Origin of the sequence: Streptomyces sp. HUAS MG91 (assembly GCF_040529335.1) — a bacterium.
Lineage (GTDB): Bacteria > Actinomycetota > Actinomycetes > Streptomycetales > Streptomycetaceae > Streptomyces > Streptomyces tabacisoli.
Genome location: NZ_CP159535.1, coordinates 24,173 through 36,899, shown reverse-complemented (window position 1 = coordinate 36,899; position 12,727 = coordinate 24,173). Strand labels below are relative to the sequence as shown.

The 12,727-nt window shown below is 74.5% G+C and carries 11 protein-coding genes; 1 reads left to right on the top strand and 10 read right to left on the bottom strand.

Features of this window, described 5'->3' with window-relative positions; translation table 11 throughout:
• Positions 1-57: 57 nt before the first annotated feature.
• The 5 genes from ABII15_RS38585 to ABII15_RS38565 form a co-directional block, all read right to left on the bottom strand.
• Positions 58-2,088 (bottom strand): condensation domain-containing protein, encoded by a 2,031-nt coding sequence (locus tag ABII15_RS38585; protein WP_353947354.1) that lies wholly within the window; start codon positions 2,086-2,088, stop codon positions 58-60.
• A 133-nt stretch (positions 2,089-2,221) separates the two neighbouring features.
• Complete coding sequence (locus ABII15_RS38580) at positions 2,222-3,064, bottom strand: 4'-phosphopantetheinyl transferase superfamily protein (RefSeq protein ID WP_353947353.1); 843 nt, start codon at positions 3,062-3,064, stop codon at positions 2,222-2,224.
• Positions 3,065-3,089: 25 nt separating this feature from the next.
• Entirely contained in the window at positions 3,090-4,418 is a 1,329-nt protein-coding gene (locus ABII15_RS38575) for a hypothetical protein (protein WP_353947352.1), read from the bottom strand.
• Positions 4,415-5,353, bottom strand: a complete 939-nt coding sequence (locus ABII15_RS38570) for an SRPBCC family protein (protein WP_353947351.1) — start codon at positions 5,351-5,353, stop codon at positions 4,415-4,417. The genes ABII15_RS38575 and ABII15_RS38570 overlap by 4 nt, the downstream gene beginning before the upstream one ends.
• Positions 5,354-5,486: 133 nt before the next feature.
• On the bottom strand, positions 5,487-6,332 hold the full coding sequence (locus ABII15_RS38565) for an AfsR/SARP family transcriptional regulator (protein WP_353947350.1): 846 nt from the start codon (positions 6,330-6,332) through the stop codon (positions 5,487-5,489).
• A 383-nt stretch (positions 6,333-6,715) separates the two neighbouring features.
• On the opposite strand from ABII15_RS38565, the gene ABII15_RS38560 reads away from it, so the two are divergent.
• The gene (locus ABII15_RS38560) at positions 6,716-7,396 is read left to right on the top strand and encodes a ScbR family autoregulator-binding transcription factor (protein WP_353947349.1); all 681 of its coding nucleotides are present in this window, start codon (positions 6,716-6,718) and stop codon (positions 7,394-7,396) included.
• A gap of 38 nt (positions 7,397-7,434) precedes the next feature.
• On the opposite strand, the gene ABII15_RS38555 is transcribed toward ABII15_RS38560, so the two are convergent.
• The 5 genes from ABII15_RS38555 to ABII15_RS38535 form a co-directional block, all read right to left on the bottom strand.
• On the bottom strand, positions 7,435-8,751 hold the full coding sequence (locus ABII15_RS38555; protein WP_353947348.1) for an ATP-binding protein: 1,317 nt from the start codon (positions 8,749-8,751) through the stop codon (positions 7,435-7,437).
• A 139-nt stretch (positions 8,752-8,890) separates the two neighbouring features.
• Complete coding sequence (locus ABII15_RS38550; protein ID WP_353947347.1) at positions 8,891-9,466, bottom strand: transcriptional regulator; 576 nt, start codon at positions 9,464-9,466, stop codon at positions 8,891-8,893.
• On the bottom strand, positions 9,467-11,059 hold the full coding sequence (locus tag ABII15_RS38545; RefSeq protein ID WP_353947346.1) for a helix-turn-helix domain-containing protein: 1,593 nt from the start codon (positions 11,057-11,059) through the stop codon (positions 9,467-9,469).
• On the bottom strand, positions 11,056-11,310 hold the full coding sequence (locus ABII15_RS38540) for a hypothetical protein (RefSeq protein WP_353947345.1): 255 nt from the start codon (positions 11,308-11,310) through the stop codon (positions 11,056-11,058). The genes ABII15_RS38545 and ABII15_RS38540 overlap by 4 nt, the downstream gene beginning before the upstream one ends.
• Before the next feature lie 130 nt (positions 11,311-11,440).
• Positions 11,441-12,661 (bottom strand): serine hydrolase domain-containing protein, encoded by a 1,221-nt coding sequence (locus ABII15_RS38535; protein ID WP_353947344.1) that lies wholly within the window; start codon positions 12,659-12,661, stop codon positions 11,441-11,443.
• Positions 12,662-12,727 lie beyond the last annotated feature (66 nt).

Sequence of the window (12,727 nt, the reverse complement as noted above, 5' to 3'; positions counted from 1 at the left end):
GACGTCCGCTCTCGTACCGCTGGAGCGGCCCGCGCGGGGACACGGGCCGCGGCGACGTCAGCCGTACCGTTCCCGCAGCCGGACCAGAGCGCGGGCCAGTGCGCTCGCGCTGCTCTCCGCGTCCCCGACGCCCGTCATCACCACGGACGTCACCGCGCCGGTCCCCGCCGCGGCGGCGCGGCCGAGCGCGTACGCGACGGAGGCGGCGGGCCCGCTTCCGCACACCACCAGCCGGCCGCGCGGGCCCAGCAGCCGCGTCACGGCCGCGGGCAACGTGGCCGTCGGCCCGACGGGGCCCAGGGACACGACGTGCTCGGGCCCGTCGTAGGCGCGGACCAGCGCCTCGTACACACCGGGCACCACCCCGGGGACCGTGACCAGGCAGATGACGTCCGCCCCCGGCCCCCCGCCGCGCAGGACCCGGGGGGCGGTGTCCGGCGCCGTGCGGGAGTGCCGTGCGGCGCGCGGCACCCCGGAACTCTCCAGCAGCGCGAGGACCTCCCCCACGGTGCCGGCCGGGCCCGGCCGGTCGGACAGGCTGCGCAGCAGGTGCACGCACTGCGACAGGGTCTGCGCGGCGTCGGCGTCGGAGAGTTCGGCGCGGTCGTGCGTCGCCGTCAGCAGCAGTCCGTCCGAGCCGTCGTGCTGGGCGACGAGCGTCACCGGCAGGCTGGTGCCCCCGCCGGCCCCGCGCGGGGCGTCCACCTCGATGTCGCGGGCGGCGAGTTCGGACAGCAGCGCGGGCGGCAGCTCGGGCCGGGCGTCGAACCGTACGAGCGTGTCGGTCAGCCGCGGATCGTGCTCCCGCCCGCTCCACCGCCGAACCCGGTCGCCGGAGACCCAGGCGTACGAGCTCAGGTCGAGCGCGGCGTCCCGGACCTGCCACAACAGCTCCTCCACCGGGACGGCGGGGTCGACGGTCACCGTCATCGGCAGGGCGCTGCCCAGCAGTCCCGGCACGGCGGCGGCGTCCCGCAGCGCCAGGTCCCGGCCGGAGAAGTGCACGTCGAAGCTGACCGGCGCGGCCCCCCGCGCGCCCGCCGCGCGGTACAGCAGCAGGGCCCAGACCGCGTGCAGCACGCTGCTCTCCCCCGCGCCCTGGAGCGCGGCCCAGGCGCGCAGCCGTGCCGTGTGGTGGGGCCGCAGCCGGCGCTGGACCCGGCCGGTGCCGCCCTGGTGGGTGGTGCCGCCGGGGCGGCCCGGACTCACCGCCGCGTGGCGGGGCGGACCGGCTCCCGCCCAGAACTGCCGTGCGCCGTCCGGCGCCAGGCCCGCGACCCACGCGGCGTGGTCGCGGATGTCGGGCCGTCGCTCGCCGCCGGGCACCGAGCCGCCGGCGAGGTAGGCGCGGTAGAACTCGCGCACCAGCAGGGAGGCGCCGCGCTCGTCGAGCAGGGCGCGGTGGTAGCTCATGAGCACGTGCGTCGTCGGCCGGACGGCGGGCGGGCCGTCGAGCAGGGCGAGGCGCAGCAGTCCGGGCCGGTGCAGGGCGAACTCCCGCTCCCGGTCCCGGCGCTGGAGCTCGCTCCAGCCGACACCGGCGGCGCCGTGCCGGGCGATCTCGACGGAGGCGTGGTCGTGGATGACCAGCCGGGGCGCCGCGGTCCAGTCGAACGCGGCGCGCAGCACGGCCTCTCGCTCGGCGACGGACTGCCAGGACTCCGTGAACAGCGGGACGTCGAGCGGTCCCGACCAGGTCCAGCAGAGCTGCTCGATGTGCCGGCCCGGGCCGTCCTGTCCGGTGAGGGCCGCGGTCAGCAGGTCGCGCTGGTGCCCGGTCACCGGGATCGTCTCGACGTCCGGCGGCTGCAGCAGATCGGCCAGCAGTTCCTCGGTGGCGTCCGGCCGCGCGGCCCCGGGTGCGGTGCGGTCCGGGGTCAGGCGCAGCAGGTGACGGCCGGTGCCGTCGTCGTCGAGGGTCACCGCGCAGGTGCGGTGCCGCAGCGCCAGACGGGCGGCGACCGCCTCGGCCTGTGCCGTGTCGAGGAGTTCGCAGAGCTCGAACAGGACCGGCGCCGCGGCTGACGTACCGTCAGGCTCGTGGAGCACGACGGGCACGGTGTCCGCGTGCGGCTGATGGCTGCTCATGCGCTGCTCCGGGCTGCGGGCGCCACGGGCACGGCCGCGCGGTGGCCCCGCTCCCTGCCCTCCTGTTCGCGTCGTCGGTGGGCGCGGTCCGCCGCGCCGTGCGGGGACGAGGGGCGTGTGCTCCGGCGGGGCCTCATCGTCCGGCGGGGTGTCCCGGCCCCGCGGACTCTACGGTCGGCGCGGGCGGGACGGCCGGTCCCACCTGTTCGCCCGGAGTGTGCCGAGAGCGGATCTCCAGCGGGCCGTCGCGGTGCGCCTCGCTGACCAGGTAGCGGTCGCCGACCAGGTGGGTGGCGAAGGACCAGCCGGGTGCGGCGGCGGAGGGCTCGGCGAGTACGGCGCGGCCCTCGGCGTCCCAGGTGAAGCCCACGGCGTTGAAGCGGCGCCGCATACCGTGTCCGAGCGCCTTGGTGTACGCCTCCTTGAGCGTCCACAGCCGCAGGAAACGCAGCCGGCGTTCGTCCTCGGGCAGCGCGTCGAGTTCCTTGGCCTCCTCGGGCGTGCACACCTGGGCCCGCAGCAGGGCGTAGGAGGCCTCCCGGTCGACGGATTCGGTGTCGACGCCGACGGGCCCGCTGCCGCTGACGGCGACGACGACGAGTTCCTCGGTGTGGGCGAGGCTCAGATGGAGTTCCTCGCCGAACCCGCGCAGCACGGGCCGGCCGCCGGGCTGGTAGGCGATGTCGAGGTCGGCCGGGGCGGCCTCCAGGACGGCGGCGGCCGTGTACTTGATGACCATGCGCGACACGGCGAAGGTGAACCGGTCCGCCGCGGCGGGCGTCTGCCGGTACCGCGGCCAGTCGCGCCCGAGCAGTCCGCGCAGCTCCGGGTCGAGGAGGGCGGCGTACAGCCACTCGCCCCAGGTGGTGTGCACCACGACCCGGCCGGTGGCGCGGGCCCGTTCGTGCACGTCGTCCCAGGGGGCGTCGGGGCCCGGCAGGTGCACGGGCGGCGCCACGAGCGGGTGCGCGGTCATCTCTGTCTCCCGGTTCACTCGTGCCTCACCACAGCAGCTTCGTGGCGCGGGCGTCGCAGTCGACGCCCCGCCGGGTCCGCTCGGCCAGTTCCGTCCAGACGCGGGTGCGCGGCGTGGCCGGGTGGCCGGGCAGGGGGATGCCCAGGCGGTGCGCGACGCGTTCCAGCGCGAGCAGGATCCAGTCGGGGCGGCCGAGGAAGGGGTCACCGGCCCGCGCGGCGGCCCGCGCCACTCCCAGGGCGGCCCCGGCGAGCAGGACGGTGGCGGAGCGGTCGGCCAGGGCGCGGGCCGCCGGGTGCGCCGGGCCCGCGAGTTCGGCGGTCGCGCAGGCGCGGTGCACCGCGCGCTGCTCCACGGCCAGGCGGCGCACGGTGCGCGCGAGCGCGGCCCGCGCCGGGTCGTCCCCCTCGACGGCCGCGCGATGAGCGTCCGTGCCGGCCGTGCCGGTCAGGGCGGACGTGAGGGCGCGGGCCCAGCGGGCGCCGGTGGTACGGGCGCCGGTGTCCGGTGCGGGACGGTCCAGCCGGAACAGCCCGGCGATCCCGGCCTCGTCCGGGGCGGCGGGCGCGGTCTCGGGCATCAGGCGCACCAGCCGGGCCTGGTGTGCCGCCGCGGCGGTCCAGTCGACACCCGCCGCGGGCCGGTGCGCCTGGAGCGCCGCCAGGGCCCGGCGTTCGGTGCTGTCGGGGCCGAACCCGGTCTCGTGCAGCACCAGTTCGAGGTCGTCCAGCAGATCGCCGACGAGATGGGGGACGAGGTATCCGGCCACGGCGACGGGCAGCGCGTCCGCGCGGTCGTCGGGGTGCGTGCCGCGCAGGGCGACCGCGGTCAGGCACTCGCAGGCCAGCAGGTCGGCGAAGACGGCGGCGAGGGCCGACTGCCACTGGCGCGCGGCCGGTTCGTGGGGCGCGAGGACGTCGACCAGACGGACCGTGGTGTACAGCACCCCGCCGGTCGCCGCGACCAGCGCCGCGGGCCCGAGCAGCGCGCCGGTGCCGTCGTCCGGGCGGGGCCGGGCGCCGCCCAGCAGCCGGGTCGCCCAGGCGTGACCGAGGCCGAGGTCGCGGCGCAGCAGGGGGCGCAGGACGCGGACGAGCCGGTCGGCGTCGGCGCGCGGGCCGTCGCTCCAGGGCACCGCCCGGGCCAGGACGTCGTCGTGGGCCAAAGGATTCTGCTCGCGCCGCGCCGAGGCGAGCGCGGCGCGGCCGTAGGGGTTGGCCGGGTCGTCGGGGTCGCCGAGCAGCGCCTCGAGGCGCGGCGCGTGCGGCGCCGCGTCCCGCGGCTGCCGTCCGGTGGCCCGGGGCGACGGCGTACGGACCATCGTCGGCCTCCCCTCGTCCTCGGTGGATGTCATCTCAGTCGCGGTACGGGACTTTCCGCGTGCCACTTGATCAGGTCGAGCGTTTCCCGGTCGGTGCCGGTGAGCCACTCCCGCACGCGCAGGCGGGCCGCGCTCGCGTCGGCCGCGGGCCGCAGCAGCACGTGGTGGGTGCTGGTCACGGTGAGCCCGGAGGCGTCGGGTTCGAGGGACCACTCGCCGCTGTGCGCGGCGATCGGTCCCCGGCCGGCGCTCGCCTTGTGGACGATGCGGCCGGCGTGCGGGAAGCACAGGCGTACGGACGTGGCGGTGGCCGGCTCTCCGGTGAGCGGGTCGCCGAGGTCGAGGGCGACGTGCTGGACTCCCGGCCGCTCCTCGCGGACCCGGGCCCCGTCGACGTGCGGGAGGAGGTCGGCCCAGTCCTCGGCGCGGTACAGGAGGTCGTAGACGAGTTCGGGCGGGCCTTCGACGCGGGTGCTGTTCGTGAAGGACAGCAGCGACTCGTCGAGCGTGTCCCACCGTTCGGCCGCGTCGCGGACCTGGGCGAGCCGGCGGCGCACCAGGCGTGCCGGGGCGAGCGGGTCCTCGTCGGGCGCCGGGCACGGCCATGCGCAGTGCAGGGTGAGTGCCGACCGCCCGTCGCCCCGCGGGTGTTCGGGTTCGACGCTCCAGGTGCCCACCGTCCCGGGGCCCGGTCCGGCGGCCGGTCCCGCGGTGGTCTCCTCGAAGTCGACCGTGCGCTCGGCGGGCCGCAGGGTGCGCCGCACCTGTGCGCGGCGCACGTGGCCGTCCGCGGCGGTCCACACCGTCAGCCGGTCCGTGCGGGCGTCCGCGTCCAGGCGTTCGGCGTGGACGCAGGACGGCAGGAACAGCGGCCAGCGGGGCGCGTCGGCGAGCAGGCCGTAGACGACCGACGCGGGAGCGGCCACGGACACGGTGTGCCGGGCGGAGCGCCCGCACCGCTGCGACATGAGGCCCCTCCTCCGAAGTGCGCGGCTGATGCGCACAGGTGCTGTGCATGCTGGGCGGCTCGTCTGGAGCGCCCTTGGAGTCCCGGCGGAAGAACCGCCCGGGCGAGTCCGGCCGCGGCCGCGTCGTGGCCCCTCAGCCCGCCCGGGTGAGTCCGGCGGCGACCGTCCCGGCGCGCTCGGCGAGGGTGCCGGGTGCGGCGGCGGTCTCCGGGCCGGAGACCAGGATGGCGCGCTGCAGTTTGACGAGAGGTGCCGACGGTTCGAGGCCCAGGGTGCGCACCAGGGTCGTGCGCAGCCGCTGGTAGGCGCTGAGGGCTTCGCCGCGGCGACCGGAGCGGTGCAGGGCCAGCATGTACTGGCCGCAGAGGTTCTCGTGGGTGGGGTACCGGCTGACGAGCACGGTCAGTTCGGCGAGCAGCCCGCGGTGCCGGCCGAGCCGGAGGTCGGCCTCGATGCGCTGGTCGAGCGCGCACAGCCGGCTCTCCTCGAGTCTTTTGATCTGAGGCTCCAGATGGACGCCCGCCTGGATGTCGGCCAGCGCCGATCCGGTCCACAGGGCGAGGGCGTCGCGCAGCCGACGGGCGGCTTCCGGGTAGTCCTCGCCGTCCATGGCGCGGTAGCCGGCCCCGGCGAGCCGCTCGAACTCCTTGACGTCGCTGGTGCCTTCGACGCTCCTGAGGAGGTAGCCGCCGGGGACGGTCATCAGGACGTCCTTGGCACTGCGCTGCTCGCTGTCGCCGGAGCATGCCAGGGCGGCGCCGATGAGCTCGCGCAGTTGCAGGACGTAGGTCTGCAGGGTGGGGCGGGCACTGCGCGGCGGCTGCACGCCCCAGAGTTCCTCCGTCAGCACGCTGACCGGAACCACCTGGTTGACGTTCAACGCGAGCAGAGCGAGTACCTGGCGGGGTTTGGGCGCGCTCGGGGTGACCGAGACGCCATGCTCCCGTACGGCGAGTGTGCCGAGTACGTCGATGTCCACGAGGTCTCCCCGTTCGCCTGCTGCTCCCAGCCGGAGCGCTTTTCTTCTTGGGCGAAAGTAAAAAACAGGCCGGACGGTTTGTCAACGGAGATGAGCACTCACCTCCAGAAGCCGCAAACGCCTCAAAACTGCAGAGTTGCAGCTCAGAGAGATGGGGCGTGCGCAATTTCGTGATCACAAAACAAACCATCCGGGCCGTTTTTACGGACTTTTAACGGTCCGGGGCCTCAATCTCCGCCCCGGCGGGCCGCCTTGAGAGGAGAACCATGACAACGAGATCTCTCTCATGACTGCTGAGCCGTCGACGAAGCAGCTAAGATACGAACTTGACGGTTTTTTTCGACGGGACCTCCCCGGCACTCGATCTGAAGGTGGGGGATCACATGGCCAAGCAGGACCGCGCCGTCCGCACGCGACGGAACATCCTGTCCGCCGCCGCGACAGTGTTCGAGGAGCGCGGGTACCAGGCCGCCACGATCACCGACATCCTGCGCACCGCAGGGGTGACGAAGGGCGCGCTGTACTTCCACTTCCAGTCGAAGGCGGAGCTGGCGTACGGCGTGATGGACGCCCAGGGCCGCCGCATGGGCTCCGTTCCCCAGCGCGCGTGCAGGATGCAGGAACTCGCCGACACGGTGCTGCTGCAGACCTACCGGCTCCAGCACGACCCGCTGGTACGAGCGGGCGTCCGGCTCGCCATGGACCAGCAGGCGACCGAGCTCAACCGCGGAGCCTTCTTCAAGGACTGGAGCGTCGGGACGACCGATCTGCTGGAAGCGGCCAAGACACAGGGTGAGTTGCTGCCGCACGTCGTGCCGGCGGAGACGGCCGAGCTCCTGGTCGGTGCGTACGCGGGCGTGCACTCGATGTCCCAGGCCGTCAGCAGCTACGCGGACCTCGACCACCGGACGTCGGTACTGCTGCGCCACTTCCTGCCCAATGTCGTGCTGTCGTCCGTGCTCACGACGATCGACCTCTCCGTCGACCGGGGCGCGACGGTGTTCGCAGAGGTCGAGTCGAAGATCACCGACGCGTACGAGGAGCCGCAGCAGGACTCCGCCTGACCCTTTCGGGCCGGCCCGGGGCTCGGGCCGGTGTGTGCTCAACCGGCCAGTTCGACGGCGCGGGCGTGTGCGATGCCCGGCGTCCCCGATCCCTGGCCGCGCAGCGCCTTCGGCTCCCGCGGCGTCCTGGGCTCCCGGGCCGCCGCGGCTCCCGCGCACTGTGCCAGCCGCCGGGCCGCCTGGTGAAGCGTGATGCCGCGGGCGCCGTCCCCGCCCTCCCGCAGCCCGTGCGCCTGCTCGAACAGATCCCGCGCGACACACGCCATCAGTTCCAGGTCCCGGTCCCGCGGGCGTGCGCCGGGATCGTCCGCCATCAGTGCGAGCAGCGGGGCGGCGACCTCGGACGGGGTGGCGCGCACGGCGCGCAGCGCGTGTGCGGCCCGCCACCACTGCCGCGTCCGTGACCTCAGGTCGTGACCGGCGAGGGCCGCCGCGCGCACGGCGGGCTCTCTGCGGCCCAGACCGTCGAGGAGTCCGCTGCCGCGCAGCGCGGCGAGGCCGGCCAGCGCCGCGGGCGCCGCGCCGTCCACCATGGCCTCCAGGAGGGAGGCGTTGAGCGGCCGGTCGCCGAGGACGGCGAGGGCGCGGGCGACCGCTACCGCCTCGGGACCGCTGTCGTGCAGGCAGTCGCCGACGGCGCGAGCGAACGGGCCGTCGCAGGAAGGGTGCTGGAACGCGGCGTTCTCCGCGAGAAGCGCCCGCAGCAGCCCGGGGTTGCCGCCGCTGAGCCGGTGCAGGCGGGCGGCGGCCCGGGGAACGTCCGGCCCGTCGACGTGCCGTTCCTCGCGCAGGATCCGTTCCACGTCCGCGGTGGTCAGCAGGGCCAGGCGCGCGCATTCCACGTACGGGCGGCGCAGGACCGGCAGCGTGAACAGGTCCTCCCAACGGGTGTCGTGCCCGGCCGCGGTGGCCACCAGCACGACGGGTCCCGCGGGCATGCGCCGGGCGAGGGCGCGCAGCTGGGCGAGGGACTGCGGGTCCGCCCGCCGGACGTCGTCGACGCACAGCAGGACCGGGCCGCTTCCCGCGAGCGTGTCCAGGTCGGCGCGGAACGCGGCGGCAGCGGTGTCCGGGTGCCAGGCGCGGTCCTCGGCGAGCGCGAGGCTGCGGGCGAACTCCGCCCGGCCCCGGGTCAGTTCACGCAGGACCTGCCAGGGTCTCGCGTGCGGTCGCGCGGCGGCCCGGAGCACATGTCCGCCCGCGGCGTCGGTCCGTCGTGCCAGGAGGTCGAGCAGGGTCGTTCTGCCGCAGCCCGGGCCGCCGGTGACCAGCAGCACGCGCGGCCGCCGTGTCCGGTACGACGTGCGCACCACGTCCTGGATGTCGGTCGCCGTGGCGTCCGGCCTCTGCGGCATCGCGTTCCCCTCGTCCGTCGGACTCCCGCCACGCGTGCTGCTGCCGTGCGCCGGGGGCGTGGACGCAAGCGTGGGGCATGCCGCTCGTCGAGAGCTGGAGCGGGAGTCGACGCGGCCGGTGCCGCGGCGGCCGTGCCCGTCAGGCGGCGAAGCCGATGTTCATGACGTACTCGTAGGAGCCGTAGTCGGAGCCCAGGTCGGCGGTGATGCCGTCGAACCAGGCCGCGTCCATGGCCTCCTCGTCGCCGGCCGCCCACGCCTGGACCATGCGGTCCCACTGGCGCACGTTCAGGCTGCGGAAGGACACGTCCCGCTGGCGGGGGCGCGGGACGCCGGACTGGTTGAGCGGGTGGAACTCGACGCGGGTACCGCGGCCGTCCCGGTTGAGGCGTTGCAGGAGGTGCCGGGTGACGTTCTGGCGGCGCACCTGACGGTAGGCGGTCTCCAGCTGGGCCAGGCTCTTCTTCGACGGGGTCGCCCTGCCGTCGGCCCAGCGCTTGAGGGTCCGGTCGGTGACGGTGAGGCCGGCCGCCCTGGCCGCGGCCCTCGCCCGCTCGGAGCGGGTGAGGTAGTTCAGGCGGGCCAGCATGCCGCGGCGCTGGGTGACCGGGGTGGCGATGAAGCCGGCCAGTGCGTCGAGCTGGCGGGCGGCGGCCTCGTACCCCTTGATGCCGCGGGCACCGAACTTGCCGAACTCGAGGTTCCTGTCGGGCACTTACTCTCCCTCTCCGGGGTGGGTGTGCTGGCCGTCCGCGGTGCCCGCCGTGTAGACGTCCTTCACCTTGACCTCGGCGACGCCGCGGCCCTCGGGGAAGACGCGGCGCCAGTCGCCGATCAGGTGGAGTTCGTCGGTGCCCATGGCGCGGACGACGGTGAGGCCCTCGTCGTGGGCCTTGAGGGCCTTCATCCAGAGGTTGGCGAAGGCCTGCGAGCGGATCAGGTGCATCCAGTCGGGGCGGTACAGCTCCCGGTTGTAGTTCGACTCCCCCATCGTGGAGACGAACTTGGAGTACATGGCCTTCACGTACTCCAGGGTCACCTCGTCGTCGTCGGCGATCGCCGTGTCGCGGGCGTCCTTGAGGGCGACGCGGAACTTCTCCAGGAGGCCCTCGGTCGCGCCCGAGGTGTACGACTCGTGGATCTCGGGCGGCTCGCACAGCCCGTACTTCGGTCCCGACAGGCGCTGCAGCAGGCGCAGGGTGGGCTCGGTGACCCAGAGCGGTCCCGGCTCGTCGCGCTGCCCGACGGGGTTGGGCAGGACGTCCTCGTGGTCCCAGTGCGGCGGGGTGATCAGGTGGACGCCGGCCCGGCGGCGGTCGTGGCCGACGCCGCCCGAGGAGTGCTCCAGCTGTCCCAGCGGCAGATGCGTCTTGAGGGCGGACAGGTAGGCGCCGTTGATGTCGAGGGCGGTCACCTCGTGCTCGCCGGGCGGCAGTTCGGTCCGGGTCCACTTGGGGCGGGCCTCCCAGATCCGGTCGGCGCCGTGGGAGGACTGCTTCTTGAGGATGTCGGGCATCCAGGGATGCGCGATCACCTCGTAGCGGCCGCCGATGCGGGTGGCGTCCAGGAGGGCCATCGCGTCGGGGATCGCCTTCTTCACCAGCGCGGCCGTCGCCGCCTCGACGTCCCCCCGGTGCTCGGCGAGGGCGTCCTGGACCGCCCGGCCGATGCGGTCGGCCGGTTCGTCGGAGGGCTGGAAGGCGCGGCGGGTGGGCGTCCTGGGCCGGTCGGCCGTGCGGGCCGTGCGGGCGTCCCGGGGGGCCTTCTCGGACGGCCGCGCGGGCTCCGGCCGGGTCCCCGGCCGGGTCCGTACGGGCGCGGCCTCCTCGGCCGCGACGGGCGTCGCGGGCGTCCCGGGACGGCAGTCGGCCGGGTCGAGGTGCTGCGGAAAGCCCGCCACCCGCTCCTTGGCCGGGTTGCCGCACAGCACGCACGGTTCCGGGACGCCCAGCACTTCGACGTCGTCGGCGTCGACCGTGTCGGCGTGGTCGTCGGTGTCGGCGTGGTCGGCGTCCTCCACTGCGGGCGGGTCGTCGTCGGCCTGCTCGGGTTCCGCGGGTTCCGGAGCGAATTTCGCGGCGAGACCGTCGAGGAGATAGGCGTACTTGGTGCGGACCTCGCCGGACGGGTCCCGTCGGCCCGTCTCCCAGCCGCCCACGGTGGAGGGGCTGACGCCCAGGGCCCTGGCCACCTGCGCCTTGGACAGTCCTGCCTGCTCGCGCAGGGCGCGCCGGGCGGCGATTTCGGGCAGGTCCGCCTCGGGTGCGACGGAGGCGAGCAGGGAGTCGATCGCGTCGAAGTCGCTCATCGCCGGGCCTCTTTCCCGTCGTCGCGCTGGGCCCGGCGCCGCTCGGCCAGTTCGGGTGTCACGGTCTCCTTGACCCTCTGCTGGCCCCAGCCGGTGATGTCCGCGGCCCGGCCGATCCGGCCGTGCACCGGACGCCCCGTGACGGGGTCGCGAGCCAGAAAGGCGCGCAACGCGGCGGCGACCCGCTCCTCCGCGGCCTTCAACGCCTCGACCGCTTCCGCGAGTTCCCGCTCGTCACCTGGATCCGACACACGGTAACCATGTCAATTTTGATGATACCTGTCAAAGTATCGACCGTCCATCAACTGGTGACGATCGGCGATGTGGGTGTGTCGCGGGCCGGGCCGCCGCACCCGGGGCGGTGCGGCGGCCCGATCGGGGTCAGTCGACGGCCTGATAGAGCATGGTCCAGAAGTCGGTCATGACCCGCGCCGAGTCCGCGGTGGACAGGCCGACCTGGGTGAGCAGGACGCCGGTGACCTGGTGGGTGCGGTCCGCGTACGCGGTGGTGCCGGTGCCGCCGAACCAGCCGAACTGGCCGACGGGCGCGTAGTCGGGCCGGGTGCGCACGGCCATGCCGAAGCCCCAGCCGCCGTCGGCGCCCTGACCGGAGGACACGTGCGCGACCCTGGCGAACATGGCGTCACGGGCGGCCAGGTGCGCGGGGGTCAGGCGGTTGGTGGTCATCATCTCGACGGCGGCCCGGGACAGGATTCGTTCACCGCCGTGGCTCCCGTGGTCGAGCAGCATCCGGAAGAAGGCATGGTAGTCGTCGACGGTGGAGACGAGCCCGCCGCCGGCACCCTGGAACGCGGGAGGCGTGGCGGCCCGTCCTCCCTCCGCCTCGTCCCAGACGGCGAACTCGCCGCTGACCGGATCGGGCCCGTACAGGGGCGGCAGCCGGTCGATCTTGTCGGCGGGAACGTGGAAGGCGGTGTCCTTCATCCCCAGCGGATCGAGGACGCGTTCGCGCAGGAAGTCCTCCAGCGGCCGTCCGGCGACCCGGGCGACCAGCACACCGAGCACCTCGTTGGCGAGGTCGTACTGCCACCGCGTTCCGGGCTGGTACTGCAGCGGCAGTTCGCCGAGGCGCCGCATCCACTCGTCCGGTTCGGGGGCCGGCCCGGACGCCACGCTGTAGTCGAGCCGCTCCACGGTCGCGGCCCGGATCGGGGCGGCCATCGAGTCGAAGTCCACGCCGAGCCCGAACGTCGAGGTGAGCAGGTCCCGTACGGTGATGGGCCGCTCGGCCGGGACGGTGTCGTCCAGGGGGCCGTCGGGGTCCGTGAGCACCTGCCGGTCGGCGAGTTCGGGCAGCCACGGGTCGACCGGGTCGTCCAGCCGCAGCCGGCACTCGTCGAGCAGGATCATCGCGGCGGCCGTGGTGACGGGTTTGGACGTGGACGCCATCCGGAAGATGGTGTCGCGGAGCATCGGCGGGCCGCCGTCGGGGCGCATGGTTCCGAGCGTTTCGACGTGCGTCCGGCCGCCCCGGCTCATCAGGGCGACGAGTCCGGGGATTCTCCCGGACTCGACGTGCCGGGCCAGCACGTCGTGCAGCCGACGCAGTCCCGTGTCGCGGAAGCCACTGGTGACGTCCATGCCGGTCTCCTGTTCCCGGTGCCGGTGCGCATGGCAGCCCCTGTGGCTGCATGTCCGATTCGCCCG

What these genes read in the sequence shown, in the direction of transcription:
- ABII15_RS38545 (WP_353947346.1), bottom strand. Translation starts at nt 11,059, where the DNA reads ATGAGCGACTTCGACGCGATCGACTCCCTGCTCGCCTCCGTCGCACCC.
- ABII15_RS38585 (WP_353947354.1), bottom strand. Translation starts at nt 2,088, where the DNA reads ATGAGCAGCCATCAGCCGCACGCGGACACCGTGCCCGTCGTGCTCCAC.
- ABII15_RS38555 (WP_353947348.1), bottom strand. Translation starts at nt 8,751, where the DNA reads ATGCCGCAGAGGCCGGACGCCACGGCGACCGACATCCAGGACGTGGTG.
- ABII15_RS38560 (WP_353947349.1), top strand. Translation starts at nt 6,716, where the DNA reads ATGGCCAAGCAGGACCGCGCCGTCCGCACGCGACGGAACATCCTGTCC.
- ABII15_RS38570 (WP_353947351.1), bottom strand. Translation starts at nt 5,353, where the DNA reads ATGTCGCAGCGGTGCGGGCGCTCCGCCCGGCACACCGTGTCCGTGGCC.
- ABII15_RS38580 (WP_353947353.1), bottom strand. Translation starts at nt 3,064, where the DNA reads ATGACCGCGCACCCGCTCGTGGCGCCGCCCGTGCACCTGCCGGGCCCC.
- ABII15_RS38575 (WP_353947352.1), bottom strand. Translation starts at nt 4,418, where the DNA reads ATGACATCCACCGAGGACGAGGGGAGGCCGACGATGGTCCGTACGCCG.
- ABII15_RS38535 (WP_353947344.1), bottom strand. Translation starts at nt 12,661, where the DNA reads ATGGACGTCACCAGTGGCTTCCGCGACACGGGACTGCGTCGGCTGCAC.